At 61.3% G+C, this 25,330-nt stretch carries 25 protein-coding genes; 15 read left to right on the forward strand and 10 right to left on the reverse strand.

The features are described from left to right. Window positions 1-19 precede the first annotated feature (19 nt). The 3 genes from QC815_RS16475 to QC815_RS16485 are packed head-to-tail and all read right to left on the reverse strand — an operon-like array spanning window position 20 to window position 4,309. A complete protein-coding gene (locus tag QC815_RS16475) occupies window positions 20-802 on the reverse strand; it encodes an FkbM family methyltransferase (RefSeq protein WP_310541068.1) in 783 nt (260 codons plus the stop codon). Then, window positions 802-2,787 carry a glucans biosynthesis glucosyltransferase MdoH gene (gene mdoH, locus QC815_RS16480; protein WP_310541070.1) on the reverse strand — a complete coding sequence of 662 codons (1,986 nt, stop codon included), beginning with the start codon at window positions 2,785-2,787 and terminating at the stop codon, window positions 802-804. The genes QC815_RS16475 and mdoH overlap by 1 nt, the downstream gene beginning before the upstream one ends. Further along, window positions 2,780-4,309, reverse strand: a complete 1,530-nt coding sequence (locus QC815_RS16485; protein ID WP_230446283.1) for an OpgD/OpgG family glucan biosynthesis protein — start codon at window positions 4,307-4,309, stop codon at window positions 2,780-2,782. Before QC815_RS16485 ends, mdoH begins: the two co-directional genes overlap by 8 nt. A gap of 138 nt (window positions 4,310-4,447) precedes the next feature. On the opposite strand from QC815_RS16485, the gene QC815_RS16490 reads away from it, so the two are divergent. Next, on the forward strand, window positions 4,448-6,091 hold the full coding sequence (locus tag QC815_RS16490) for a sulfatase-like hydrolase/transferase (protein WP_310541072.1): 1,644 nt from the start codon (window positions 4,448-4,450) through the stop codon (window positions 6,089-6,091). Window positions 6,092-6,148: 57 nt separating this feature from the next. Here QC815_RS16490 and QC815_RS16495 read toward each other — a convergent pair whose 3' ends face one another. The 3 genes from QC815_RS16495 to QC815_RS16505 all read right to left on the reverse strand — a co-directional run bounded on the left by QC815_RS16495 (window position 6,149) and on the right by QC815_RS16505 (window position 7,969). Next, window positions 6,149-7,093: a lysophospholipid acyltransferase family protein gene (locus tag QC815_RS16495; protein WP_230446284.1), complete on the reverse strand. Its 945-nt coding sequence runs from the start codon at window positions 7,091-7,093 to the stop codon at window positions 6,149-6,151. 3 nt (window positions 7,094-7,096) lie between these two features. Continuing rightward, entirely contained in the window at window positions 7,097-7,480 is a 384-nt protein-coding gene (locus QC815_RS16500; RefSeq protein WP_230446285.1) for a DUF4870 family protein, read from the reverse strand. A 105-nt stretch (window positions 7,481-7,585) separates the two neighbouring features. Beyond that, entirely contained in the window at window positions 7,586-7,969 is a 384-nt protein-coding gene (locus tag QC815_RS16505) for a VOC family protein (protein WP_230446286.1), read from the reverse strand. Here QC815_RS16505 and QC815_RS16510 point away from each other — a divergent pair. From QC815_RS16510 to QC815_RS16550, 9 genes are all read left to right on the forward strand, one after another. Then, entirely contained in the window at window positions 7,968-8,669 is a 702-nt protein-coding gene (locus tag QC815_RS16510; protein WP_310541076.1) for a class I SAM-dependent methyltransferase, read from the forward strand. The two genes, QC815_RS16505 and QC815_RS16510, sit on opposite strands and share 2 nt — an antisense overlap. A 139-nt stretch (window positions 8,670-8,808) precedes the next feature. Next, window positions 8,809-10,182 (forward strand): MFS transporter, encoded by a 1,374-nt coding sequence (locus tag QC815_RS16515; protein ID WP_230446288.1) that lies wholly within the window; start codon window positions 8,809-8,811, stop codon window positions 10,180-10,182. A gap of 115 nt (window positions 10,183-10,297) precedes the next feature. Then, window positions 10,298-12,085 (forward strand): acyl-CoA dehydrogenase, encoded by a 1,788-nt coding sequence (locus tag QC815_RS16520; RefSeq protein ID WP_310541078.1) that lies wholly within the window; start codon window positions 10,298-10,300, stop codon window positions 12,083-12,085. Window positions 12,086-12,257: 172 nt separating this feature from the next. Then, a complete protein-coding gene (locus QC815_RS16525; RefSeq protein ID WP_310541080.1) occupies window positions 12,258-13,031 on the forward strand; it encodes an enoyl-CoA hydratase-related protein in 774 nt (257 codons plus the stop codon). Window positions 13,032-13,247: 216 nt separating this feature from the next. Then, entirely contained in the window at window positions 13,248-13,787 is a 540-nt protein-coding gene (locus QC815_RS16530) for a YaeQ family protein (RefSeq protein ID WP_310541082.1), read from the forward strand. A gap of 216 nt (window positions 13,788-14,003) precedes the next feature. Next, window positions 14,004-14,993 carry a lipid A deacylase LpxR family protein gene (locus tag QC815_RS16535; RefSeq protein ID WP_310541084.1) on the forward strand — a complete coding sequence of 330 codons (990 nt, stop codon included), beginning with the start codon at window positions 14,004-14,006 and terminating at the stop codon, window positions 14,991-14,993. A gap of 59 nt (window positions 14,994-15,052) precedes the next feature. Further along, the gene (locus QC815_RS16540; protein WP_310541086.1) at window positions 15,053-15,376 is read left to right on the forward strand and encodes a hypothetical protein; all 324 of its coding nucleotides are present in this window, start codon (window positions 15,053-15,055) and stop codon (window positions 15,374-15,376) included. 93 nt (window positions 15,377-15,469) lie between these two features. Further along, window positions 15,470-15,787 carry a DUF6693 family protein gene (locus QC815_RS16545; RefSeq protein ID WP_230446294.1) on the forward strand — a complete coding sequence of 106 codons (318 nt, stop codon included), beginning with the start codon at window positions 15,470-15,472 and terminating at the stop codon, window positions 15,785-15,787. 195 nt (window positions 15,788-15,982) lie between these two features. Next, the gene (locus QC815_RS16550; protein WP_310541089.1) at window positions 15,983-18,091 is read left to right on the forward strand and encodes a TonB-dependent siderophore receptor; all 2,109 of its coding nucleotides are present in this window, start codon (window positions 15,983-15,985) and stop codon (window positions 18,089-18,091) included. Between the two features lie 66 nt (window positions 18,092-18,157). On the opposite strand, the gene QC815_RS16555 is transcribed toward QC815_RS16550, so the two are convergent. From QC815_RS16555 to QC815_RS16570, 4 genes are all read right to left on the reverse strand, one after another. Continuing rightward, window positions 18,158-18,403 carry a DUF2798 domain-containing protein gene (locus QC815_RS16555; RefSeq protein WP_085918868.1) on the reverse strand — a complete coding sequence of 82 codons (246 nt, stop codon included), beginning with the start codon at window positions 18,401-18,403 and terminating at the stop codon, window positions 18,158-18,160. Window positions 18,404-18,502: 99 nt separating this feature from the next. After that, window positions 18,503-19,363 carry a glutathione-dependent disulfide-bond oxidoreductase gene (yghU, locus tag QC815_RS16560; RefSeq protein ID WP_230446296.1) on the reverse strand — a complete coding sequence of 287 codons (861 nt, stop codon included), beginning with the start codon at window positions 19,361-19,363 and terminating at the stop codon, window positions 18,503-18,505. An 85-nt stretch (window positions 19,364-19,448) separates the two neighbouring features. Continuing rightward, window positions 19,449-19,874, reverse strand: a complete 426-nt coding sequence (locus QC815_RS16565; RefSeq protein WP_230446297.1) for an organic hydroperoxide resistance protein — start codon at window positions 19,872-19,874, stop codon at window positions 19,449-19,451. Window positions 19,875-20,011: 137 nt separating this feature from the next. Then, the gene (locus QC815_RS16570; protein ID WP_230446298.1) at window positions 20,012-20,461 is read right to left on the reverse strand and encodes a MarR family winged helix-turn-helix transcriptional regulator; all 450 of its coding nucleotides are present in this window, start codon (window positions 20,459-20,461) and stop codon (window positions 20,012-20,014) included. A gap of 255 nt (window positions 20,462-20,716) precedes the next feature. Here QC815_RS16570 and QC815_RS16575 point away from each other — a divergent pair, with 255 nt between their 5' ends. The 5 genes from QC815_RS16575 (at window position 20,717) to QC815_RS16595 (ending at window position 25,329) form a co-directional block, all read left to right on the forward strand. Then, window positions 20,717-21,790 (forward strand): TRAP transporter substrate-binding protein, encoded by a 1,074-nt coding sequence (locus QC815_RS16575; RefSeq protein WP_230446299.1) that lies wholly within the window; start codon window positions 20,717-20,719, stop codon window positions 21,788-21,790. A gap of 69 nt (window positions 21,791-21,859) precedes the next feature. Continuing rightward, a complete protein-coding gene (locus tag QC815_RS16580) occupies window positions 21,860-22,441 on the forward strand; it encodes a TRAP transporter small permease (RefSeq protein WP_230446300.1) in 582 nt (193 codons plus the stop codon). Between the two features lie 3 nt (window positions 22,442-22,444). Further along, entirely contained in the window at window positions 22,445-23,725 is a 1,281-nt protein-coding gene (locus QC815_RS16585) for a TRAP transporter large permease (protein ID WP_230446301.1), read from the forward strand. 10 nt (window positions 23,726-23,735) lie between these two features. Further along, entirely contained in the window at window positions 23,736-24,263 is a 528-nt protein-coding gene (locus QC815_RS16590; protein WP_230446302.1) for a gluconokinase, read from the forward strand. A gap of 70 nt (window positions 24,264-24,333) precedes the next feature. Then, window positions 24,334-25,329, forward strand: coding sequence for a substrate-binding domain-containing protein (locus QC815_RS16595; protein WP_230446303.1), 996 nt, complete (start codon window positions 24,334-24,336; stop codon window positions 25,327-25,329). Window position 25,330 lies beyond the last annotated feature (1 nt).

The following is a 25,330-nucleotide window of genomic DNA, read 5'->3' on the forward strand; positions in this document are numbered from 1 at the left end:
GGGGCGTACCTGTTGGGGATTAACGTGTCGTCGAGACGAGCGGGTGGTCGGAACGGCAGGCGTAAAGATCGCCGGACGGCAGCCCATCGGCGCCTTCGTTCAGCCACTGGGTCATGGCCTGGGCGGGCTGCCACTCGCGCCAGCGAAATTTGCGCTGCTCGCCCGCCACGGCATTGTAGCGATAATCGCCGAGACGGCTTAGCTGGCGAATGCATTCATGGCTGACCTCCAGCGCCCCCGCCACGAACTCCACCGACAGCGCCGGCACGGGGCAGCTTAGCCCGGCCAGCACCTCGGCTTCAAAACCTTCCACATCGATTTTGATGAAGCTGGGCTCGCCGTAGTCGCTGATCAACTGATCCAGGGTGGTAACGGGCACGCTCAGGCGTTGCTCCCAGCGCACCTCGCGAAATCCGGCATTGCGTTGACCGATCTGCTCGCGCCATTCGCTCGCCAGGGTGGAGAGCGTGGGGTTGCCGGTGCTGATGGCAATCTCGGCGACCCCGGCCTGTGGCCCGGCGGCCAGTGGCAGCAGCGTTATATCGGCGGCCGTCACCATGCGCTTGAACCACTTGGCGAGCACCGGCTGGGGCTCGAGGGCGACCACCTGCGCGCCGAGCGCGTGAAAGGCGGCGCTACGGTCGCCGAGATGGGCGCCGATATCAAACGCGGGTTTGCCGGATACGATGAACGGCTGGTAAAGCTGAATCAGCCCCCGCTGGCGGCCTGGCCGCCAGTAGATAAACAGCGAGCGGGCAAGCCCGCCCGCATGGCGCAGCCGTTGTGGCGTCCAATGCTGCATCAATAAGGCTCCTTGAGGTTGACCGCCGGTGAGACGATCGCCAGCCGATCAAAGTGCCTGAACGATTGGCACGGCATCTCGCCGATCCGCTCGGCGGGCAGCCTGGCAAGCGGGAATGGCTGCCGCGTGTCGGGATCAAGCGGGTAGGGGGCACTATGGGCCACCAGACGTTCGAAGTCATCCAGTAGCGGCGGCTTCAAGGCGCGGCTGGGCGTGTTGAGGAGCCCAAGGCGATGGCAGACCACGCCGCCCCAGGTGCCGCTGCTGGAATATTTGACCAGCGGGGCGGCACCCACCAGACCCAGCCACGCCGGCGTCAGCCAGCCAAACGCCGTCGGTGAGAAGGCCATCATGGCACCCGCCCAGAGCAGCCCGCTGAGCGTCATCCAGCCGGTATGCTGCCAGGTCTCGCGCCAGCTCAGCGAACGCTCGCCGCGGGGCTGGGTCTGCCATTCGATGGAGCGGCCCAGCAGGACATTGATGATGAACAGACTGTGCCAGGCCATCATCAGCGGGGCGATCAGGGCGGCAAACAGCATTTCAAGCAGCGTGCTTATCACCAGGCGTAGCCGCCCGCCAAAGGCGTGGGGCGTCTGGGAAAACGCCAGCAGCAGGCCAAGCAGTTTGGGGGCCAAGAGCATGCCCAGGGTAATCGACAACAGCCCGAGCGAAAGCGGCTGGGGGAGCGTCTGGTGGGTGACGTCACCCAGCACATGGTATGTCACCAGCACGCTGGTACAGAGCAGCAGTCCAAGCCACACCAGCGACGATAAAAAGGCAAAGGCCCCGTAGAAGAAGTGCATGCGGCTGAGCGGGTGCAGACCGGCGCCGCCCATCAGGCGTAGATGCTGAAGGTTGCCCTGCAGCCAGCGCCGGTCGCGTTTGGCAAAGTCGAGCAGGTTGCTCGGCATGGCTTCAAAGCTGTTGTGCGAGGCGCTGATATAGGGGTCGTGACGTGAGACTGCGGTGGTGACCGTGGTGTCCAGCAATACCTGCCAGCCGCCGCGCTTGAGCAGGGCCGCCTCGACGAAATCGTGGCTGAGCAACTCGCCGCCCAGCGGGGGCTTGCCGGGTAGCGTGGGCAACCCCGCGTGCTCCATGAAGGCGCGGGTGCGAATGATGGCGTTATGCCCCCAGTAGTTGGCCGCGTCGCCCTGCCAGAAGCTCTGGCCGGCCGCCAGCATGGGGCTATACAGCGCGGAGGCAAACTGGGTAAAGCGGCCGAACAGGCTTTTCTGGCCGACCGGGATGGGCACCGTCTGGATCAACCCGATACCGGGCTGACGCTGCATGCGTTGAACCATGCGCAGAAGCGTTGCGCCGCTCATCAGGCTGTCGGCATCGAGCACGACCATGAAGTCATAGTGGCGGCCCCAGCGACGGCAGAATTCAGCAATGTTGCCCGCTTTGCGCCCGCTGTTGTTGGGCCGGCGCCGATAGTGGATCGCCAGTTGACCGGCAAAGCGCTGCTGCATGGCCGCTACGTGGGCCTCCTCGACCTCGGCCTGGTCGGCGTCCTGGGTATCGCTGAGGATAAAGACGTCGAAATGCGCGCTCAGCGGATTCGCCGCTTCCTGGGCGTCGTCGTCAAGGGCGTGGGCCAGCAGCGAACGGCAGGTGGCTTCGAGCCCGGCGAAGGTGGGGATGGGCGGTTCGGCGTAAATCGGCATGACCAGTGCCGTGCGGCTGACCAGCAGGCGGGCATTGGGTATGTCGCGGTTGAGTCGCCGCAGGCTCAGGGGGTCAAGGTTCAGCGCGCAAATCGCAAAGCCGCACAGGGCGCCCCAGAACGCCAGCGCGATCCAGGTAAAGGTCAGCGCAAACAGCACCAGCATGGCCACCTGCCAGCCAATGCCCAGACTGGCGGTGACGCGATACATGGCCAGGCAGCCCGCCGCGCTCGAGGCCAGCACCGCGATGGCCAGCACCGCGCGGCGCGTTTTCAGCCAGGGGATCGAGGGGGTCAAGGGGCTTGCGTCAGTCATCGGGGTACCACACGTAGTTCCAGGTCTCGCTGACGGGGTCACCCTCAAGGGTCAGCCGTAAGCGAATATCGCGGGGCTGATCGCCTGTCGGCAGCCGGAAACTGGCGCGCCAGCCGCCATTGGGCAGCGCCGTGACCTGCGGTAACTTAATCTCGCCCTGCTGGGCGCTGATCGCCAGTTCGACGGGCTCGTCGGCGGCGATAGCCTCAAGCGCGCCGCCCTGGAAATCAACAATGAACTGGCGCGCATCATCGTCCGGCGCGTCTGCCTGCCCGGGTACCGCCGCGCGGCCCTGGCGTGTGCGCACCACCCGGCCCCGGTCATGTTCTGATGGCTGTTCACCGAGCGTGTGCGTCAGGTAGTGCAAGCGGCGCGACTGGCCGGCCTCGAGCGGCTCTTCGGCCACCCAGTAGGCGACGATGTTGTCGTGGGTCTCGTCGGGAGCGGGAATTTCCACCAGCTCAACGTGGCCCTTGCCCCAGCTTTCCACGGGCTTGACCCACTGGCTGGGGCGACGGTGGTACTGCGCTTCGGTGTCCAGGTAGCGATCGAAATCGCGCTCGCGCTGCATCAGGCCGAATCCCTGGGGCGCGTCATCCATAAACGCCGAGGTACGCACCTGGGTTGGATTGCCGAGGGGTCGCCAGATCCATTCGTCGGCGCCGGTGTGGATCAGCAGGCCGTCGGAGTCGTGCACCTGGGGGCGAAAATCATCCGGACGTTCGCGACTCGCCTCGCCGAAGGTGAACATGCTGGTCAGGGGGGCTACGCCCAGCTTGTCGATATCATCGCGGGCAAACAGCTCGGCCTCGACCTCTACCCGGGTGTCGTGACCGGGCGTGATGACAAAGCGATAGGCCCCGCTCAGCGAGGGGCTGTCCATCAGCGCGAGCAGCGTTACCTGCTCGGCGTCCGCGTCGGGCTTGTAAAGCCAGAACTCGCGGAAGGCCGGAAACTCTTCGCCCTGTGCCGAGGCGGTATCGATGGCAAGCCCTCGGGTCGACAGGCCGTATACTTGCCCTTCGCCGACAAGCCGGAAATAGCTGGCGCCGAGAAACACCGCAAACTCGTCGGCGTAGTCGTCGTTATTGAGCGGATAATGCAGACGAAAGCCCGCATGTCCGCTGCCGGAAAGGTCTTCGTCGAGCAGCGCTCGCGCATCGTCATCGTAGGAAAAGTCGTCGCTTGAAAAGCGCAGCGGGGCCGCCTGGTCGTCCTCGATGACGTTGAGGCGAACCGGCGTCTGGAACAGGAACCCGCTGTGGAAAAGCTGCAGGTTGAAAGGGCTTTCGTCGCGCCAATAGGCGTTTTCCGGGTCAAAGCGAATCTGGCGGTAGGTGTCGTAATCGATGTCGCGAAGCACCTCGGGAAGGTCGTCATCGGCGGCCTGATAGGGCGCCTCGGCAAGCGTTCGGGCGCTGTCGATTACGCTGTCGTAGTGATTGTGCTGGTCGGCTACCGCTGGCAGGGTGACCAGCGAGCCCATCAAGACGAGCAGGGTTCCTTTCGCGCTGTGTTGCATCGTGATGTCCTTGCAGTCAGTTGCCCGTCAGTGGTCTATCGTCTACTACTTCGTGCAATTTTTAAACAATAGTTATACATTTAGATAGTAAAGTACATGTTGGGTGCGTTTACCAGCCTAGTCGCGCGCAAGGCGACGATGGGTGCCCGTTTTTTTCAGTTGGCAATGGATGGCAAGCCTGCGATGCGGCGATTATGGATAGGGGCGTTAGCGCTTAACCTGGGGTTGGTGGCACCGCTATGGTGGCGCCACGGCGATATCCAGACACACCTGATTGCCTGGGAAGCCTGGCTGGTTGTGCCCTTGATGCTGCTGCTGCCTCGAGGGAAATGCCGCCTGGGGCTTGGCGTTGCACTGGCAAGCTGGCTCATCCTGACCACCTTGGTCAACCTTGGCGACGCTGCCACCTACACCGCCTTTGGTCGTCCGCTAAATCTGTATCTCGATACGCCGTTGCTGGGCTCCGTTTACGACTTGCTCGTAGGTAATGTAGGCCAAGCCTGGGCCATTTGCGCCATGTCGGCGGGGGCGCTGCTGCTTGTGCTGCTGGCGCTGGGGGTGATCCGGCTGCTGCTATCGGGTGAGGGCTACCCGCTGACCGGCAAGGGGAGAGCGTCGGCCCTGGCGATGCTGCTGGTGGCGGGTCTGGGCGCGCTGCTGACGCTTGGCGGCAAGCCCCTCACCGAGCGGACGGCACTGCCTGCGGTAGACGCCACCCGCGTTCAGTGGGCCCAATTGGTGACCACCCACCAGGCCAAGCAGGCCTTCACGCGAACGCTCGAGGCGTCGCCCATTGCCCAGCGTCCGCTCGACGGTCTGGCCGAGCGCCGAGTACTGATGACGTTTATCGAGTCCTACGGCGTGACGGTGCTGGAGGATGAGCGTTACCGTCCGGCGGTAGCGCCGACGCTCGACGAGATCGAGCAGCGCCTGGCGCAGCGTGATCTTGGCGTCGTGTCGGGGCTGCTCACTTCGCCGATCCGCGGCGGCCAATCGTGGCTTGCCCATGCCACGGCGTTGAGTGGCTATACCATTGACAATCAGCTGTGGTATCAGCTGCTGCTGGACAGCGAGGCGACCACGCTGGTGGATGATTTCCGCGCCACCGGCCAGCATACCATGGCGGTGATGCCCGCCATCACCCAGCCCTGGCCGGAAGGCGCGGCCTACGGTTTTGACGAGCTGGTCGTGGCAAGCGACATGCCCTACGCCGGGCCGCCGCTGAACTGGGTGACGATGCCGGATCAATACACCCTGGACTATACGCAGCGCCAGCTGCTGGATGAATCGCCGGTGTTTGCCCAGTTGGCGCTGATCTCGAGCCATGCGCCCTGGACGCCTATCCTGCCGGTGTTGGAAGACTGGTCGAGGGTCGGCGACGGCGCGGTGTTTGCGCCCTGGGAAGACGCCGGTGATCCGCCGGAAGTGCTCTGGCAGGACCTCGAGCGAATCCGAGACCACTACGCCTGGTCGGTGGACTATTCGATCAAGACGGTAGGGCGCTGGGCGGAGCGCGTGGCCGATGACAACACGCTGCTGATCGTGCTCGGCGATCATCAGCCAGCGCCATTGATCACCGGCGACGACGCCAGCGGCGCGGTGCCGGTGCACATCATCAGCGGCGACCCCGAGCTGCTGGCCCCTTTTCGGGCCAGAGGCTTCGTAGACGGCATGTGGCCCACGCCCGAGAGCGACGCGCCTGTAGCGGAGCTGCGTCAGCTTCGGCGCTGGCTACACGCCGATTTTGCCTCTGAAGAGAACAGCGCCAAGGCGACACCATGACCTAGCTGGTGATTCTGGATCATGCAGCGCGACAGCGATGAGGTATGTTGAGCCGTGTTAGTAGAGCCGATAATCGCGGTAGTTGGGCAGCTTCTGCTGTTCTTCGGGAGTTTTGCCGTAGCGCTTGTATTCCCACTGGTACTGCGCCGGGTCGAGGGCGATGGCGGCTTCCACGCTGGCGTTGACACCGGTAGCCGACTGAATGTCATCGTCATGGTAGACCCGCGCGTCGGCGTCGAGAAAGTGAATCTCGAACCCCTTGCCGGGAACCCGCAGGGCTACCCCGGTAACGACCCGTGCCTGGGTGCGGGCCACCAGCTTGGGTAGTAGTGTCGCCGTATAGGCGTCGCGGCCGAAAAACGGCGCGAACGCACCGCTTCCCCAGCTGGGTTCCTGATCCGGCAGGATGCCGATGGCTTCGCTGCGTTTGAGCGCCTTGAGCAGCGCGGCGACGCCCCGGGGATTGGTAGGCACCAGCGCGGCACCCATCCGCTCGCGGCCATGCCGGATAATGGGATCCAGCGCCGCCATCTTGGGCGGCTCGTACATGGCGGTGAACGGAAAATGGCTCGACAGCCAGAAGTTCAGCACCTCCCAGTTACCGAAGTGGGGGGCCAGCACGATCACGCCGCGCCCCTCGGCGCGGGCGTTATCCAGTTTCTCGCGGCCGTGCACCGCCAGGATGCCGCTGGCCACGCGCTCCGGGTCGGCCATCCACGCATGGCCCAGTTCCAGCATGGTAGCGGCTGAGTGGCGCAGGCTATCGTGAGCCAGCGCCTTGCCCTCGCCGACGCTGAACGTGGGGTAGGCGACGTTGAGGTTGGCGTTGGTCACCTGGCGCTCGCGACGGCTCAGTCGATAGACCTGCGGCCCTAGCCAGTTGGCGCAGCGCCACAGCCGAGCCAGCGGCCAGTCGGCAAGCCGCCGCCACAGCCAGGCAATGGCCGGGGCCTGCGGGAAACGTCGCTTGAGGCGTTTTAAGAGTGACCGGCGTTTCGGCATGGATTAGATTAACCAGGTCGTCACGTTCGAGGGCGCGCGTTTTTCCTGGAGGCCTTTAAAGCCTTTAACGCAGCGGATGATGAGCCATACGGCTAACACGAGCATCAGCAGAAAGCCGATCAGGATCGGTGTCAGGAGCAGGCAGATGATGCCGTAAACCACCCCTATCCAGAAAGTGCGAATTTGATAGCGGTAGTGTTCGTCAAGCCACACAGGGCCTTTGCCTTTGTAAACGTAGGCGATCACGACACCGATGACCGATGTAAGACCGAGAACAAAGCTGGCCAGGTAGAGCGCGTAAATGACCATTGCCATGGTGGTATCGGGCTGATGGGGCTGCGCTTCCATGATGACGTCGCCACCGGAGTTCGAATCATTATCTTGCATAACATGTCCTTACGTTAAAGCGGTTCAACTATTGACGTGATGAATGCCCAGCCCGACAAGGTGGCTGGACGCCGCCCATGATACCTTGCACCCGTTGACTTGGCACTAGCGCGGTGCCGGGCGGCAAACCTCTAGCAGGTTGCCGTCCGGGTCGCGCAGATACAGCGACTCTATCGGACCGTTGGCGCCCTGACGGGCCACCGGGCCCAGCTCGATCTCGATGGCCAGCGCGTCGAGGTGCTGGATGAATTCATCCAGCGGTAGCTGGCAGCGCAGGCAGAGGTCTAGACTACCGGGGGTGGGCGTTGCGGAAATCGGCGCGATATCGGTATCGGTCTGGTGCAGGCGCAACGCCATGTCGCCCAGCAGTAAATCGACGCGCTGGGCGTCGCGGTAACGTACTTCAAGCCCCAGAACACGTGAGTAAAAATCCACCGCGCGACCCATGTCGGTCACGGTCACAACGAGATGGTCCAGACCTGAGAGCATGCCACTTTCCTTAATACAAAACAGTGAGCCAAATGATACGACGACGCAGCGCTGTCCGCTATGCGATGCGGGCGATGCCGCGCGATACCATCGTGATCGTCGTCGCGATTACTACCAGTGTGCCACGTGCGCGCTGGTCTTTGTGCCTCGCGGGCAGCATTTAAGCGCTGCCGCCGAAAAGGCGGAGTATGATAAACACCAGAACTCGCCGCATGATACGGGATACCGGCGCTTTCTAGGGCGTTTATTCTCGCCGTTGACGGCCAGGCTTACGCCGGGTGCGCGCGGACTTGATTTCGGCGCCGGCCCTGGTCCTGCGCTGTCGGTGATGTTCGCAGAGCAGGGCTACCCGATGTCGATCTACGACCCTTTCTATGCGCCCGACCCGGCGGTGCTGACCCAGACCTACGACTTTATCACCGCCACCGAGGTCGTCGAGCACCTGGCGACGCCGGGCGCGGTTTTTGCCCGGTTGGCGGCGCAGCTCGTCCCGGGCGGCTACCTCGGGTTAATGACCAAGCGGGTCACCTCGGCCGATGCCTTTGCCGGCTGGCACTATATTGCCGACCTCACCCACGTGAGTTTTTTCAGCGAAGCGACGTTTCGCTGGTGGGCGGCTGAGCACCATTTTACAGTGGAATTTCCTGGCGCCGACGTGGTTATTTTGCAAAAACCGCTGCCGCCGGCGACCGGCACGTGAAAAAAGCATTGACTTTGCTCGCTTTAGGGCAATAATTGCGCGCCGTTATTTCGGCCTGACAGGGTGAGCCAGGTGAAATAACGGGGCTTTTGGCCACTCTTGGCAACGTATTGACTCCTGTCGGTAAGGTGAGGTTTGCATGTCGCGGCAACTGCTAGCCATGGCGCTCGCGCCCCTGTTAGGGCTGTTCATTCTGGGGATCGGCAACGGTTTTCTGGCCACCCTGATTTCCGTACGTCTGGACGCTGCGGGGGAGTCGGCCACGGTGATCGGGATTGTCTCCTCGGCCTACTTTATTGGCCTGGCGCTGGGCGCCATGGTCAATGACCGCCTGTTGCTGCGCATCGGCCATATTCGCGCCTACGGCAGCTTTGCGTCGCTGGTGGCCGTCACCGTACTGCTCCAGGGCCTGTTCTTCGACCCCTGGGCATGGTTTGCGCTGCGCTTGATTGGCGGCTGGGCCACCGTGGGCGTGTATCTGGTCATTGAAAGCTGGCTGCTTACCTCCGGCGACCAGAAAGTCCGCGGCCGTCTGCTGGCGCTTTACATGATCTCGCTGTATGCCGCCGGGGTACTGGGTCAGTTACTGCTGGGCGTGACCGACGCCATGGGAACCACCGCGCCCTTCATGGTGATTGGTCTGCTGGCGTCGCTCTCGGTACTGCCCATGGCGATGATTCCCCGTGTTTCTCCAATCATGGAGCAGGCTGAGCCGTTGCATCCGCTGCGCCTGATCACGCTGACCCCTACCGGCGTAATGGGCAGTCTGGGATCGGGCATGGTGGTTGCCGCAGCGTATACCCTGCTGCCGCTTTATCTGCAGCGGATTGGCATGACGGTCAGTCAGGTGGGGCAGATGATGGCGGTGGTGATATTGGGCGCCATGCTGCTGCAGTATCCCATTGGCCGCTGGTCGGATCGCCACGACCGGCAGATCGTCTTGATCGCAATCAGCGGCTTCTGCGTGCTGATTTCGGCGGCCATGCTGTGGCTGCCACTGTCCACGCCGCTGCTGGCAGCACTGCTCTTCCTGTTGGGCGGCGGGGTCTTTGCGCTGTACCCGGTGGCGGTCAGCCACGCCGCCGACCGCGCCCCCGCCGGTGCGCTGGTGCGCATGAGCCAGGGCTTGCTGCTGATCAACTCGATCGGGGCGACGATCAGTCCGCTGTTGATTTCACCGGTGATGACGGCGGTGGGCGATGCGGGCCTGTTCTGGGCGTTCGGCTCGTTGAGTCTTTTCTTTGCGTTGTTCTTCGTCTGGCGGCGTCGTGTCCGCCCTGCGCCGTTGCCGGTGGCGCCGTTTACCGCCACGACGCCGATGAGCGCGGCGGGTGCCGAACTGGTGGTCACCGAAGAGCTGATGCAGGGGGCCCTGGAGCACGAGCACCTGGAAGACCTGTCTGAAGCGGTGCCCGACGTCGAGGTGGCCGAGCCCATGGTCGGCCCGCCCGCCGAAGATGAAAGCCACATTGTCTACTACGATGACGTGGAACAGGCTAGTCCGCGAGGTTAATGGTGGCAGTATGCCCAGACGTGAGACCTTGGGCTAATGGTGTAGGCTGGCGAGTGTTACTAGTATCGGGTTATATTTTCAAACAGTTGTTTAATTTTTCAGCCCGAGGTTCGCTATGAATGTTTACGCCGCGCCGGTACGCGACCTGCGCTTTGTGCTTGAAGAGATGCTGTCGCATCGCTCGTTACGCCTGCCGGGCTTTGAAGACGCCACTCCCGACCTGGTCGAGGCGGTGCTCGAAGAGGCCGCCAAGCTGGCCGGTGACGTCTGGGGGCCGCTGAACAAGATCGGCGATCAGCAGGGCGCCAAGCGCCACGCGGATGGCCGCGTGACGACCCCGGAAGGCTTTGCGGCGGCCTATCAGGCGTATGTGGAAGGCGGCTGGAACGGCATTGGCGTCTCCGAGGCGCTGGGCGGCCAGAACCTGCCCGAAGTGGTGGCCAGCGCCGTTCAGGAAATGCTCCACGGCGCCAACATGGCGCTGGGGCTTTGCCCCATGCTGACCGCCGGCGCCATCGAGGCCTTGGCTCACCACGGCAGCGATGCCCAAAAGGCGACCTATCTGCCCAAGCTGGTCGAGGGCAGTTGGACGGGCACCATGAACCTCACCGAGCCCCAGGCCGGCTCGGATCTGTCAAAAGTTCGCACCAAGGCGGTGCCGAACGGTGATCATTACCTGATCAGCGGCCAGAAAATCTACATCACCTGGGGTGAGCACGACGCCGCTGAAAACATCATTCATCTGGTGCTGGCGCGCAAGCCGGATGCGCCGGAAGGCAACAAGGGGATTTCGCTGTTCCTGGTGCCCAAGTGCCTGGTCAACGACGACGGCTCCCTGGGTGAGCGCAACGATGTCACTTGCGCCTCCATCGAACACAAGCTGGGGATTCACGGCTCGCCCACCTGCACCTTGAGCTTTGGCGAAAAGGGCGGCGCGGTCGGCTACCTGGTCGGCGAAGAGGGGCGTGGTTTGAACCACATGTTCACCATGATGAACGAGGCACGGCATAAAGTCGGTATTCAGGGGATCGGCGTTGCCGAGCGCGCCTGCCAGCATGCGTTTGCCTATGCCCACGATCGTACTCAGGGGCGCGCGCCGAAGGCCCGCGGCGGCAGTGACTGCGTTATCAGCGATCACTTCGATGTGCGCCGCATGCTGCTTTCCATGCGCTCGCGTACCGATGCGCTGCGCGCGCTGGCGCTTTACTGTGCCGCCGAGCTGGATACCGCCCGCCATGCCGAGAGTGGCGACGAGCGCCAGGCCGCCCAGGCGCGCGCCGATATCCTGATCCCGGTCATCAAGAGCTTCTCTACCGACCAGGCGGTGGACATTGCCTCCACGGGTATTCAGGTTCACGGCGGGATGGGCTACGTCGAAGAAACCGGCGCGGCGCAGCTGCTGCGCGACGCGCGCATTGCGCCTATCTACGAAGGCACCAACGGCATTCAGGCGCTGGATCTGGCAGGCCGCAAGCTGCAGCGTGACAACGGTGAGGCGCTGACCGCGCTGCTGGACGAGGTGGCCGCCACCGTCGAGCAGCTCAATGCCGACCCCGCCCTGGCCGCGCTGGGCGCTGGCCTGGCCGCGGGCCTCGAGGATCTGAAAGTGGCGCAGGCGATCGTGCTAGAGCAGGGGAAAGACCCCGAGCGTGGCCCCGACGCTGTCCAGGCCTATGCCACGCCGTTTCTCAATCTGGCGGGCCACGTGCTATGCGCGTGGCAGATGGGCCAGGCGGCGCTGTGTGCCCAAGCGGCAAGGCAAAACGGCTCTAAAGATCCTTTCTACATTGGCAAGCTGCGCAGCGCCGAATTTGCCATCACCCAGTGGCTGCCGGTCGGCCGTGCCCAGCGCGCGGTGATCGAGGCAGGCATGCAGTGCCTGGGCGATTTCGAGGTTCATTGACGCGATCTCTTTCAGCCTTTCGCCGCCGCCCACTGAGGCGGCGGCGTTATTTCCAGCCCATTGCGAGGCCTTTATAAAGAAGTCATTGCCACCCAACCAAGCGTTCGCTAGGGTTGGGTGGTCATCCCTTGACGATAACGCAACGTCTGCCCACAACAACAAGGAGCCCGCCATGAGCGAAGCAGTGATCGAAAAAGGCGACAACGATGGAGTGGTGCGACTGACCATCAATCGCCCAGACGCCTTGAATGCGCTGAACAGCGATGTTCTTACCGCCCTTGAAACTCAACTGGTCGAGCTTGAAGCCGATCCCCATTTGCGCGCCGTGTTGATCATCGGTGCCGGCGAGAAATCCTTCGTCGCCGGTGCGGATATCACCGAAATGCGCGACAAGACCCCTGAAGAAGCGCGTGCCTTTGCCAGCCAGGCGCTGCGCACCATTAAACGCCTGGAGACGTTACCCGTGCCGGTGGTCGCGCTGGTGAACGGGTTTTGCCTTGGCGGCGGCTGCGAACTGGCGCTGGCCTGCGACTGGGCGGTAGCCAGCGACAACGCCCTGTTCGGTCAGCCGGAAGTGCTGCTGGGCGTGATTCCCGGCTTTGGCGGCACCCAGCGCCTGCCGCGTCGGGTCGGCCCTGCGATGGCGATCGACATGGTGACCACCGGGCGCAAGATTGATGCCCAGGAAGCGCTGCGCATCGGTCTGGTCAACCGGGTAATGCCGCAGGCGGACCTGGAAAACTACGTCGAGGAGCTCACCAAGCAGCTCAAAGGCAACGGCCCGCAGGCAGTGCGCGGTGCCAAACAGGCGGTTCACGACGGCATGGATCAGGACCTGGACAGCGCCCTGGCGCTGGAAACCAGCCTGTTCGCCTTCTGCTTTGCCGGTAGTGAGCAGAAAGAGGGCATGGCGGCCTTTGTCGAAAAGCGTAAACCCAACTTCTAGGGTTTATTCCTTCCAGTGTTACTTATTTAGGGGGTGGCGCTTGCGTCACCCCCTGTGGAGGCATGGTACCAAGCCGCGCTTGAAAAAACGTGGCGCGAGCCGATGCACGAGGCCGAAACGCTAAAGAACGGCACCCTTAAAGCCGATTATCGGCGGTCGTAACCCAGCACGCCCCGCATCAGGTACACTGGCGCAAATTTTCGTTTGGACACTTCAATGGCTCTTAGCGCAACGCCTTACAAAGTCGATATCAACCTGACCGACCTGGATCGGGGGGTGTACGAAACGCTGCGCTTTACCGTGGCGCGTCACCCCTCCGAAACCGAAGAGCGCATGACCGCGCGGCTGCTTGCCTACGTACTCTGGTACAGCGAGGCGCTTGGCTTTGGGCGCGGGCTTTCCGATGTCGATGAGCCCGCGCTGTGGGAAAAGAGCCTGGATGGGCGTGTGCTGCACTGGATCGAAGTCGGTCTGCCCGATGCCGAGCGTATTACCTGGTGTTCGCGCCGGGCAGCGCGCGTGTCGTTACTCGCCTACGGCCGGGTGGATCTTTGGGAGAGCAAGGTGCTGTCCAATCTTGCGTCGCTTAACAATGTCCACGTAGCGGGGTTGCCCCAGGCGGCACTTGCAACCATCGCCAAGGACCTTCCCCGGGCGATTAACTGGGCGGTCATGATCAGCGAGGGGTCGCTGTTTATCACCGATGAAAATGGCCAGCACGAGATCACACCACAGTGGCTGCTGCGGGATCGTTAGCCGCACGCTCGCGGCCGCAATCTGGTGATCCGGGCAAGCAACAGGATGGCCTTTCGGTCATCCTTTTTGATTGAGTCGCTGGGTATTTATCTGGAAAAAAAGAAGTATGCCTGCTATCTTTTATATAAATTACATACAATCAAAAATGTTTGTAGGTAATGCATTGAATTAAGCTGCTTCCCTTTTTCCCCCTGCTCTACACTCAAGGAACGAGCAATGAATGGAACGACCCCCTTGCGCCTCTCGCTTCTTCCGTTCGCGGTGGCGTTAGGCCTGCTGCCCGCCATGGGGCACGCCGATGACAGCATCCTTTCGGCAAAATTTGAAAACGATAGCCTGGCCAGCAGTGACGATGGCCATTTCACCAGCGGCTTTGAAATCAACTGGTCTTTCGAGCCCGCCTCGGATAGCTGGACGCAACGCCTGGCGACGGCGCTCCCCGACAGTCTCATTGGCCAGGCTGACAGGGTGGCGTATCGACTGGTACACCAGATTTACACGCCGAATAATATCCAGCGGAGCGAATTGATCGAGGATGATCGCCCCTACGCGGGTCTCGTTTACGGCGGTTTGTCGCTTTACGAAGACGTGCCGGTGGGCAACTGGCGACAGGCGACTAATCTGCACCTGGATATCGGCCTGATCGGGCCGTCGTCGCTTGCCGACAGCATTCAGCGCGAAGTGCACCGTGTTACCGATAGCGAGCGCCCCAGCGGCTGGGATAATCAGCTGGGCGATGAAGCGGTGCTGAATGCTGCTGTGCGGCGTCAGTGGTGGCACAGCGCGCCGCTGGGCGGCAAGCAGTTTGCCCACGGCCCCAGCGTTAGCGGTGCTTTGGGCAATCTCTATACCTACGCCAGTGCCGGTTACAGTGTTCGCTGGGGCGACGAGGCATCGGGCGTTCCCACCCTGACGCCCACCCCTGGCAACCGCCATCATCTCACCGGCCACAAGGGCTGGCAGTGGTATCTGTTTGCCAGCGTCGAAGGCTATTACATGGCGCAAAACCTGACCCTGGATGGCAATTCCTTCAGAAATAGCCACTCGGTGGATCGCAAGGAGTGGGTCGGGGACGTGTCAGGTGGATTGGCGCTGGCCTGGGAGGATTGGCAGGTCACCTATGCCGCCGTGGCGCGCTCACGTGAATTCGACGGCCAGGAAAAGCCGGATAAATTCGGTGCGTTGACGCTGTCGAAACGTTTTTGATCGCATAACGCGCTAGGCTGTTGGCGTGACCACGCGACGGATAGCCGAGGAGGGCGTCAATGGCCAGGAAAGCATACCCCCGCACGCCCGATGGCCGCTATTTTGTGGCCAAAAATCGCCTGTGGCGGTGTACCGATCCGTGCTTGAGCGAGGATGAAAAACGCACCCACATCAAGGCGCTGATGAAAGCGCGCCGCGCGGTAAGAACGGCGCAACAGCAAGACGACCCCGACGCGCTGCGCCAGGCGCGTGACGCGGTGCAGGTTGCCAAGGAAGCGCTGGGCGAGCGCGGCCCGGTATGGTGGGATGATGATGCGCCCGACGAAGGGGGACTGGCGCCCGATAACAGCACGTATGCGCAGTGGTGGGCGAGTCGCCAGTAAGCCTGCTCGGCCCCCACTTCGTCCTGCAGCGATTCACGCCAGGGCCTGCTGCTGGTACGCTGCGCCGCTTTCCATGCTGATGAAGGGCTTGCGGTGAATATCAAGGCAGATCTATCGATTCTCGACATTGTGGGCCACCTGCTTATCTGGGTGGTGCTGAGCGTGATTACCTTCGGTATCGCGCTTTTCTTCTTTCCCTATTCGTTTGCCCGCTTCGTGATCAACCGAACCTCGGTGGTTGACCCCAGCAGCGGCGTCGAACGTAAAATGGTGTGCGATATCAACCTGTTCAGCAACATCGGGCACATTATCCTGTGGATGCTGATTTCGTTGATCACCTTCGGGCTGGGCTATCTGTTCTACTTTTATCGCGTGTGGAATTACGCGCTGAACAATGCCCGCGTCGTTTAGCACCCGCAGCACCATCCAACCACGTTAATCACTTATTGCCGGCAGGCTGCATGTGCCCGTCGGCGTTTACTCCCTTCCCGCATTTTCCTCGCCTGGCAGCCCGGTGTTTTGACAGACGATTCCTAACGCTTTATATTGCTCGCAAATAAAAATTACTATCATTGTTATTAACATTAGCTCCGGGATCATCATAATATGCATCACTCTATCTTTCATATGCGCAAGCTCACCAGTTCGGTGGCGCTTGCATCGCTTATCGCGCCTACGTTTGCCGCAGCCCAGCAAGCTGGCTCGCTCAGCAACGTCGAGCTGGAGGCCATGCAGGTGTTGGGCACCGCAGCGGATGCCATGGGCTATATCGAAGCGGAAAAACAGCCAAGCGTAGGCAAGCTGGACGCACCGCTGAACGAGCAGCCGTTCTCCATGTCGGTGGCGGACGAGCAGTTCATGCAGGATACCGGCAGCCATACGATTCAGGATGCGCTGCGCTATACCCCCGGGGTATACGCCGGCAATTACGGTTTTGACACGCGCATCGACGGTGCCTCGGTACGCGGTATCGAAGCCGGTCGCTACCTGGACGGCCTGCGCCAGCTTTACGGCTCCTACAATTCAGTGCGCACCAATCCCTATGCACTGGAGAGTCTGGAGGTGCTGAAAGGGCCGTCTTCGATGCTCTACGGGCAGGCGGATCTGGGGGGTATTATCAACGGGGTATCCAAGCTGCCCGAAGAGGAACGCCAGGGCGAGGTCTGGGCGCAGTACGGCTCGCATAACCGCAAACAGCTGGCCGTGGATGTTACCGGGGCGGCGAACGAGGACGGCACGCTGCTCTATCGCCTGGTGGCCCTGCAGCGCGACAGCGATACCCAGGTGGATCACGTCGAGGATGACGGTTATGTGGTGGCGCCTTCGCTGACCTGGCGACCCAGCGACGACACGGCAATTACCCTGCTGGTCAATCGCCAGGAGAATAAAGGCCAGGTATCGGCCCAGTTCCTGCCCCAGGCGGGGACGCTGGAGCCGGGATCCCAAGGCTTTATTGGCTCGGAGCGGTTTGTCGGTGAACCGGGCTGGGATCGTTATGATCGCGAAAAAACCGAGACCACGTTGTTTTTCGACCATCAGTTGAACCGGGACTGGGCGTTTTCCGCCACGGCGCGCTATACCGACTCCAGCACGGAAACCCGCGAGCACTGGGTGGATATCCCAAGCGTGCCCGACGCCAATGGAGAGGTCTCACGGACGATCTTTACTGCCGATGCCGCTACGCAAATATTCAATGTGGATGCGCGTCTGGAAGGCAATTTTGAGCTTGGAAATACCCAGCATAACCTTATCGCCGGTATCGACCGTCAGGACGCCCGCTGGGAGCAGGATCACTATGACTCGGTTCCTGGCGGCGGCGGTAACATCGATATTTATAACCCTCAGTACGGCGATTTACAGCTGGACTCGCTGAACCCTTCAGATCGTCCCGATAATGAAATCGAGCAGGTAGGGATTTACCTGGCGGATCACATCGAAGTCGGCCCGGTGGTGGTGTCGGCGGGGCTACGCCATGATTGGGCGGAAAACCGCCAACTGGCGGTGTCCGGATCTGATTCGGTCAGCGACCAGGAAGCGACGACGGGACGCCTGGGGCTGATGTACCGGTTTGCTAATGGGGTGTCTCCCTACGTCAGCTATTCCGAAGCCTTCACCATGAACCTGGGCACCGACGGCACCGCAAACCCCAGTGCGCTTGAGCCTACGCGGGGCGAACAGGAAGAAGCGGGGGTCAAGTACCTGTCACCGGACAAGTCGCTGGCTATCAGCGCCGCGTATTTTGATATCACCCAGGAAAACCGGGTCAGCGATGGGGTGACCCCGGGGGGCGTTGAGCAAACCGGCGCGGTGATCGACGGCTGGGAGTTGCAGATCAACAAACGCTGGCAGGACTTTGAAACCCAACTGGGCTATACCTACATGAACGCCAACGACGATAGCAGCGGTGAGCGGCTTTCCGCCGTGGCCGAAAAACAAGCCTCGTGGTGGAACAAGCTGTACGTGGGCAACCACTGGCGGTTGGCGGCCGGGGTGCGCTACATCGGTGACAATGTGGGCTTTGGTGGCTCGCCGGTGGTGCCCTCCGAGACACTGTATGACGCCATGATCGGCTACACTGTCGGGCAGTGGGATATCAGCCTGGACGCCAAGAATCTGACCGACGAGGAGTTCATTTCCTGGTGCCGTTACGAAGGCGGGGACTGTGGCTACGGCGAACGGCGTAATGTGACAGCCAACGTCCGCTACCAATTCTAAGGATTTGAACGAGGCTGAAAAGCTAAAAAGGGGCGTCGAATGACGCCCCTTTTGGCTTGGTGTGATTCAGGCTTTGTCCCGCTCGGGCGGCCGCTTCACCAGCAGGGTGACGAGTCGGCGCACAATGGGCAACACCAGATTGATGACCGGAAAGGCCACGACGAAAGCAAACAGCCAGGCTTCCAGCCAAATCATCACAATGCCGTCGACAAGGCCGATATTGTAGAGCGTAATCACCAGGGACATAACGCCTGACATGAACAGCGCCATCAAGAAGGTAAACAGCAACTGGCTATACTTAGGATCAATCATGATGTCCCTCTTCATACGGCGAAGCTTATACACAGCATGACGCAAAACGGCCCGTGATGGGCCGCCTGGGATAACGCTCATGCAAATGCGCAAGCGTCATTATTGCTTGTCTTGGGTGCGATATTCAAAGTCGCTGGCATCATGGCGTTCATGCAGCTGCTCATGGGGTTCGCCCCAGGTGCGGTTGACCATGCGGCCACGCTTGACGGCCGGGCGCTCGTCGATCTCTTCGGTCCAGCGGATGACGTTCTGGTAGGTGTGCGCTTCCAGGAACTCGGCCGCTTCGTAGACCCGGTTCTTGACCAGAGCGCCGTACCAGGGATGGATCGCCATGTCGGCAATGGTGTACTCATCGCCGGCCATGAAGCGGTTTTCCGCCAGGTGGCGGTCGAGTACATCCAACTGACGCTTTACTTCCATGGTGTAGCGGTCAATCGGGTACTGGTAGCTCTCTGGGGCATAGGCGTAAAAGTGGCCAAACCCGCCGCCCAGCATGGGCGCGCTGCCCATCTGCCAAAACAGCCATGACAGGCATTCGGTGCGTGCTGCCGGGTCGCTGGGCAGGAAAGCGCCAAACTTTTCGGACAGGTAGAGCAGAATCGCGCCGGACTCGAACACCCGCTGGGGAGGCGTAGTGCTGTGATCCATCAGGGCGGGAATCTTGGAATTGGGGTTCACCTCGACAAAACCGCTGCTGAACTGGTCGCCCTCGCCAATCTGGATCAGGTGGGCATCGTACTCAGCGCCGCTGATGCCTTTTTCGAGCAGCTCTTCGAGCATCACGGTGACCTTCACCCCGTTGGGCGTGGCCAGCGAATAAAGCTGCAACGGGTGCTTACCGACCGGTAGCGGTTTGTCATGAGTCGCGCCCGCTACAGGGCGGTTGATGTTGGCAAATTTGCCGCCGTTGCCAGGTTCCCATTTCCAGACGCGTGGTGGGGTGTAGGTGTTGTCGCTCATCTTGCCCTCCTGTCAATCAATGCAAACAATGCAAAACCACCGCTTGATGCACAAGCGGTGGCTGATGGTTCGCCGACTATTGACCTTATACCAGCGTCAGGGTGACGTCGATATTGTCGCGCGTGGCGTTGGAGTAGGGGCATACCACGTGGGCTTTATCGACCAGCATTTGCGCGACGTCCTTCTCAAGCCCCGGCAAGCTGATTTTCAGCTCGACTTCGATACCGAAGCCGGTGGGAATGGCACCAATGCCGACGTGTCCGTCGATCTGGGTGTCGTCCGGAAGCTTCACTTTTTCCTGACCGGCGACATGCTTGAGGGCGCCCAGGAAGCATGCGGAATAACCCGCAGCGAACAGCTGCTCAGGGTTGGTGCCGTCACCGCCCGGGCCGCCGAGCTCCTTGGGGGTGCTCAGTTTGACGTCCAGCGCGCCGTCTGATGACTTGGCATGGCCCTCACGGCCACCGGTGGCCGTGGCATGGGCACGGTAAGCAATTTGTTCGATCGACATCGTCAATACTCCCTGAATAACACGATGGAAAAGATATACCCACCATGTACGTTGCGTGGTTTCATTATTAACTTAGTACAGCTTTTGTTTGCGCGCAAGTTAAAAGGCCAAATATTGTCTTTCTTGCCTCAACCGGGCTATTGGTTCTGCTGCAGCTTGTCGCGCAGTTCGACAAGGTCGTCTTTCAACTGGGTCAGCGCTTCGATGGACTGCTCGCTGGTATTCACCACGCAGCTGGGGATGTGACGTGCCTGTTCGCGCATGGCACGGCCTCGGTCGGTAAGAAATAGCTCCACGACGCGTTCATCCTGGCGGCTGCGTTGCCTGCTCAGCAGTTGGTCGGCTTCCAGCCGTTTCAGAAGGGGGGTGACCGATCCAGGATCAGTGAGTAACCGCTTGCTCAGGGTGCTGACGGTAATGCCGTCTTCCTGCCACAACACCAGCATGGCCAGGTATTGGGGATAGGTCAGGCCCAGCTCCTTGAGCAGCGGTTTATACACCTTGGTCATCATCAAGGAAGTGGAATAAAGCGCGAAGCAAAGCTGGTTGTCGAGCTCCAGCTCGCTACAGGTCGGGGCGTCGGCCATGAAGGCTCCAAACGAAATGCGTCATTCTAATGTAGCGTGATCGGCCGTGGGCTGGCTAGCACTCTATACCTTGGTCGTAATTTGTCTGATTGGCTTTGACAGCATAGAGGCGGGTGGCTAGCCTTCACCTATCGAATGTTACCGGTAACAAAAAGACCTCAGTCGCTGTTGCCGGGGCAGCGTTTCTCGGTAGCGATGGCTGACGTCGCTATCTACTTGCATGATCAACAACAACGACTCGCTTGGAGACACGTCATGACTGCAATTTGGCGCAACACGCTTACCCTGGTTGGCGCGACCACCCTGACGATGGGCATGGCCCACGCCCAGAGCCCGGAGCTGTCCGACCCGCCGGAAATCGATGGGGAAGTGGTCGGCGACCACGGCTCCCACACCCTGCGCATGGGCATCGGCCTGTCGGAGAATTCACCGCAGTATATTTCCAGCCAGTATTTCGGCAAGATTCTCGAGCAGCGCACCGATGGGCGTATCACCGTCAACGTTTTCCCCAACAGCCAGCTGGGCGATGACGTACAAATGCTCGAAATGCTGCAGACCGGCACGCTGGATATGACCTATCCCTCGAGTTCGGCCGCCACCAGCTACGTCGAAGAACTTGCCGTTTTTGACCTGCCTTTTTTGCTACCTAGCCGGGAAGCCGCCATTGAGGTCCTGCAAAGCGATGTGGCGCTTGAACTGCTGGAAGGCTTTGAAGACTCCGGCCTGAAGCCGCTGGCCTTTTCCGAGAACGGCTACCGCCAGCTGTCCAACAGTGCACGTCCGGTCGAAACGCCGGAAGACGTTGCCGGTCTTGATGTGCGCGGTTTGAGCGTGCGCACCATGGAAAACCCGGTTCACCTGGATATCTGGGAAACCCTGGGCGCCAACCCCACACCGATGGCGTTTGGCGAGCTTTTCTCGGCGATGGAGCAAGGTGTTGTCGACGGCCAGGAAAACCCCTGGAGCACCATCCTGACATCCAACTTCCACGAAGTGCAGGATTACGGCACCGAGACACGCCACGTTTACACGCCGTTCATCATGATGCTTTCCGAGCGTACCTGGGACAGCATGGCGCCTGAGTACCAGGAGGTGGTGATGGAAGCGGCGCGTCAGTCAGCCGAGTATGAAATCCAGCTGTCGGCCGAGTACGACGAATGGTCACGCGAGCAGCTTGAAGAGCGCGGCATGCAAATCACCCGCCTGAATGACGAACAGCTGGCGGCCTTCCAGGAAGCGGTTCAGCCGGTATACGAAAAGTGGGCGCCGCGGATTGGTGAAGACCTGATCGAAGACATCCAGGCGATTGTCGACGACAGCACCGAATAACCTTTCCTTCAGCCAGTGATCGGGCAGGCCCATGGGCCTGCCCGAGTTGTCAGTATCCTCGGAGTGACCATGACGACCTCGCATACCGACCCCGTGATTGAAGATCCTTCGGTGTACCTGGATGATCCCAATCGTAAACAGCTGGAGCTTGATACCGACACCCGCCAGGGGCCGGCCGTATTTCGCTGGATCACCCTGGGAATGGAATATCTCATCGCGGCGCTGCTGGTGGCACTGATCGTGGCGGTCTCGAGCAACGTGATTGGCCGTGCGGCATTCAATCATTCGGTGCCCTGGGCGGACGAGCTGGCCCGCATGCTGTTTATCTGGCTGGTCTTTATCGGCGCTGCCGCCGCCTTTGCACGCTATGAACATATCGCGGTGGACGCGCTGGTGCGCCGCCTGCCGGTGCGCGTTGCCCACGTACTGTATTTCATTCAGCACCTGATCATTACCGCGCTGATGGGCGTCATGCTGGTGGGGGGATATCAGGTGATCGCCAGCTCCAGCGGTCGGTCGGCGATCCTGAACGTGCCGTTGAGCCTGATCAGTCTTTCGCTGGTGCTGTGTGTGCTGTTCATTGCCGTGGTGTCGCTGTGGCGCATGTGGGTCAGTCTTTGCATTATCCTTACGCCAGGGCAGGGGAGCTAGATCATGTTATGGATTTTTCTGGGTATTTTATTGGTATCCATTGCGCTGGGTCTGCCCATTGCCTTTGGTCTGGGCGTAGCGGCGCTGGTCATGGCGGTACTCTCGGACATTCCGCTGTCGATCATGATCGAACAGTCTATCCGCGGGGTGAACAGCTTCCCGCTGCTGGCCATCCCGTTCTTCATTCTGGTGGGTGAAGTGATGAGCCAGGGCGGCATCGCGCGGCGGTTGATGGAGCTGGCCGGAGCGCTGGTGGGCTTCATGCGCGGCGGCCTGGGGCAAGTGGCGATCACCGGCTCGATGTTTTTTGGCGGCATCAGCGGCTCGGCGGTCGCCGACACGGCGGCCACCGGCGCCATGATGATCCCCTCGATGAAACAGCAGGGCTACAGCGCCGCCAATGCCACGGCGATCAATACCGTGTCGTCGGTCATCGGGATTATCATTCCGCCATCTATTCCGCTGATTCTCTACGGTATAGTGACCGAAACCTCGATCAGCCGTCTGTTCATTGCCGGTATCGTACCGGGCATGATGATCGGCTTTGCGCTGATGGTGACGACCTTTATTCTCGCCAGCAAGCAGGGTGGCGGGGTGCGCAAATTCCGTTGGGATGTGCTGTGGAAAGCCTTCAAGGACGCCTGGCTGGCGCTAGTGCTGCCGTTCATCGTGATCGGCGGCATCATTGGCGGCATCTTTACCGCCACCGAGGCGGCCGTTGCGGCACTGCTCTACGCCCTGGCGATCTCGCTGCTGGTCTACCGGGAGTTCAGCATCAAGGCGTTGGGCGGTATGCTGGTGCGCACCGCTCGGCTCACTGGCATGGTGATGATGCTGCTGGCTTTTGCTACTGTCATTGCCTGGTTCCTGACCATCAATATGGTGCCGCAGACCCTAGTCACCCAGGTGCAGTCGATTACTCAGGATCCCTTCCTGCTGCTGCTGATCGTGGCAGTTCTGTTGCTGCTGGTGGGGTTTGTGATGGATCTGACGCCGGCCATGGTCATCATGGCGCCGATGCTGGCGCCCATCGTCACCTCGGTAGGGGTGGATCCGGTCTACTTCGGGGTGCTGATGGCCTTCATCCTGGGCGTGGGGCTGCTCACGCCGCCGGTGGGCACCTGCCTTTACGTAGGCTGTGGTGTCGGCAAGGTATCGATGGAGTCGCTGGTGCGTGCCATGTTGCCCTACTACGCGGCACTGCTGGTGGTGCTGGTGATCCTGATCGCCTTCCCGGGCGTCGTGACCTGGCTACCTGATCTTACCGCTGTGCGCGGCAACTAAGGGGCATAGCGTGGAAAAGGTTTCACAACGCATTCTCGTCATGGGCGTGTCGGGCGCGGGAAAATCGCATATCGGTAAGCAGCTGGCGGCCGCGCTAGGCGCGCCCTTTATTGACGGCGACGATCATCACTCGCCTGCCAACGTGGCCAAGATGGCCAGCGGACAGCCGCTCAACGACGACGATCGCCGCGAATGGCTCGACACGCTTGCCGATCTGTTTGCCGACTATTATCGTCAGGATCGCTCGGTGGTGATTGCCTGCTCGGGGCTGAAAAAACGCTACCGTGACCGGCTGCGAGCGGGCGATCCGGGGCTGCGTATTCTGTATCTGGAGGGCAGCCGTGAACTGCTGCGTGAGCGGCTGAGCGAGCGGGCGGATCATTTTTTCAAGGGGGACGGCATGCTGGCAAGCCAGTTGGCCGACCTGGAGCCGCCTGGCCCCCTGGAGGCGGTCAGCCTGTCGATTGCGTTAACACCCAGTCAGATTGTGCGCGACTTCCTGGCCACGCTGCCCACCTCGGCCAGTCTATCCCGCTAGGCGGGTATCGCGCCGGGGCCAGGGCTTCGTTAGGCTAGGGCCCTGTAAACAGGTTGTAGAAGGCTCTCGTTTGAAGAAAAAACGCCCTACGCTACAAGACATTGCTGACCGCGTTGGTGCTACCAAAATGACGGTAAGCCGCTGTCTGCGCGATCCCGGCGCGGTCTCTGAAGGCCTGCGCGAACGTATCTTTTCGACCGCCGAGCAGGTCGGTTACATTCCCAATCGAGCGCCGGATCTGCTCTCCCGGGCCACCAGCCACTCTATCGGCGTGCTGGTGCCGTCGCTCACCAACCAAGTATTTGCCGACGTCATCCTGGGCATTGAGGCGTTGACCGAGCCGGCCGGCTATCACCTGATGCTATCCCACTATGGCTATAGCCCCGAGCTTGAAGAGCGCAGCCTGGCGTCACTGCTGTCTTACAACGTGGACGGCGTGATTCTTTCCGACCGTAATCACACCGCGCGCAGCGTGCGAATGCTGGAAACCGCCGGCATTCCGATCGTCGAAATCATGGATACCCGCCAGGCACCGCTGCAGCAGGCGGTAGGCTATGACAACGTCAGCGCGGCCTTTGATATGGTCAGCGAGATGATTCGCCGCGGACGGCGGCAGGTCATCTACCTGGCCGTGCGCCTGGACGAGCGTACCCGTCAGCGCGAACAGGGCTACCGCGAGGCCATGGAGGTTCATGGGCTGACGCCGGTGACGCTGTACAGCACCCAGCGTTCGTCGTTTAGTGTGGGTGCGGCGCTGCTTGGGCAGATCATGGCGGACTATCCCGGCGCCGATGGCGTCTTCTGCACCAATGATGACGTCGCGGTGGGCGCCTATTTTGAATGCCTGCGGCGCGGGGTTACGGTGCCCGAGCAGATGGCCATTGCCGGCTTTCACGGCCACGACGTCGGCCAGACCATGACCCCGCGCCTGGCCAGCGTGATCACCCCTCGCCAGGCGATTGGCAAGGCTGCCGCCGAGGCGCTGCTGGGGCGCATCGGCGGCCAGCCGGACGAGCGCAGGGTGATCGACTTGGGCTATGCCATAGAAACGGGCAAAACGCTCTAGG

Origin of the sequence: Vreelandella gomseomensis, assembly GCF_031451645.1 — a bacterium.
Classification (GTDB): domain Bacteria; phylum Pseudomonadota; class Gammaproteobacteria; order Pseudomonadales; family Halomonadaceae; genus Vreelandella; species Vreelandella gomseomensis.

What these genes read in the sequence shown, in the direction of transcription:
- QC815_RS16515 (WP_230446288.1), top strand. Translation starts at nt 8,809, where the DNA reads ATGTCGCGGCAACTGCTAGCCATGGCGCTCGCGCCCCTGTTAGGGCTG.
- yghU (WP_230446296.1), bottom strand. Translation starts at nt 19,363, where the DNA reads ATGAGCGACAACACCTACACCCCACCACGCGTCTGGAAATGGGAACCT.
- QC815_RS16510 (WP_310541076.1), top strand. Translation starts at nt 7,968, where the DNA reads ATGCCACTTTCCTTAATACAAAACAGTGAGCCAAATGATACGACGACG.
- QC815_RS16585 (WP_230446301.1), top strand. Translation starts at nt 22,445, where the DNA reads ATGTTATGGATTTTTCTGGGTATTTTATTGGTATCCATTGCGCTGGGT.
- QC815_RS16535 (WP_310541084.1), top strand. Translation starts at nt 14,004, where the DNA reads ATGAATGGAACGACCCCCTTGCGCCTCTCGCTTCTTCCGTTCGCGGTG.
- QC815_RS16495 (WP_230446284.1), bottom strand. Translation starts at nt 7,093, where the DNA reads ATGCCGAAACGCCGGTCACTCTTAAAACGCCTCAAGCGACGTTTCCCG.
- QC815_RS16485 (WP_230446283.1), bottom strand. Translation starts at nt 4,309, where the DNA reads ATGCAACACAGCGCGAAAGGAACCCTGCTCGTCTTGATGGGCTCGCTG.
- mdoH (WP_310541070.1), bottom strand. Translation starts at nt 2,787, where the DNA reads ATGACTGACGCAAGCCCCTTGACCCCCTCGATCCCCTGGCTGAAAACG.
- QC815_RS16490 (WP_310541072.1), top strand. Translation starts at nt 4,448, where the DNA reads ATGGGTGCCCGTTTTTTTCAGTTGGCAATGGATGGCAAGCCTGCGATG.
- QC815_RS16580 (WP_230446300.1), top strand. Translation starts at nt 21,860, where the DNA reads ATGACGACCTCGCATACCGACCCCGTGATTGAAGATCCTTCGGTGTAC.
- QC815_RS16550 (WP_310541089.1), top strand. Translation starts at nt 15,983, where the DNA reads ATGCATCACTCTATCTTTCATATGCGCAAGCTCACCAGTTCGGTGGCG.
- QC815_RS16530 (WP_310541082.1), top strand. Translation starts at nt 13,248, where the DNA reads ATGGCTCTTAGCGCAACGCCTTACAAAGTCGATATCAACCTGACCGAC.
- QC815_RS16525 (WP_310541080.1), top strand. Translation starts at nt 12,258, where the DNA reads ATGAGCGAAGCAGTGATCGAAAAAGGCGACAACGATGGAGTGGTGCGA.
- QC815_RS16575 (WP_230446299.1), top strand. Translation starts at nt 20,717, where the DNA reads ATGACTGCAATTTGGCGCAACACGCTTACCCTGGTTGGCGCGACCACC.
- QC815_RS16475 (WP_310541068.1), bottom strand. Translation starts at nt 802, where the DNA reads ATGCAGCATTGGACGCCACAACGGCTGCGCCATGCGGGCGGGCTTGCC.
- QC815_RS16555 (WP_085918868.1), bottom strand. Translation starts at nt 18,403, where the DNA reads ATGATTGATCCTAAGTATAGCCAGTTGCTGTTTACCTTCTTGATGGCG.
- QC815_RS16540 (WP_310541086.1), top strand. Translation starts at nt 15,053, where the DNA reads ATGGCCAGGAAAGCATACCCCCGCACGCCCGATGGCCGCTATTTTGTG.
- QC815_RS16570 (WP_230446298.1), bottom strand. Translation starts at nt 20,461, where the DNA reads ATGGCCGACGCCCCGACCTGTAGCGAGCTGGAGCTCGACAACCAGCTT.
- QC815_RS16565 (WP_230446297.1), bottom strand. Translation starts at nt 19,874, where the DNA reads ATGTCGATCGAACAAATTGCTTACCGTGCCCATGCCACGGCCACCGGT.
- QC815_RS16505 (WP_230446286.1), bottom strand. Translation starts at nt 7,969, where the DNA reads ATGCTCTCAGGTCTGGACCATCTCGTTGTGACCGTGACCGACATGGGT.
- QC815_RS16520 (WP_310541078.1), top strand. Translation starts at nt 10,298, where the DNA reads ATGAATGTTTACGCCGCGCCGGTACGCGACCTGCGCTTTGTGCTTGAA.
- QC815_RS16500 (WP_230446285.1), bottom strand. Translation starts at nt 7,480, where the DNA reads ATGCAAGATAATGATTCGAACTCCGGTGGCGACGTCATCATGGAAGCG.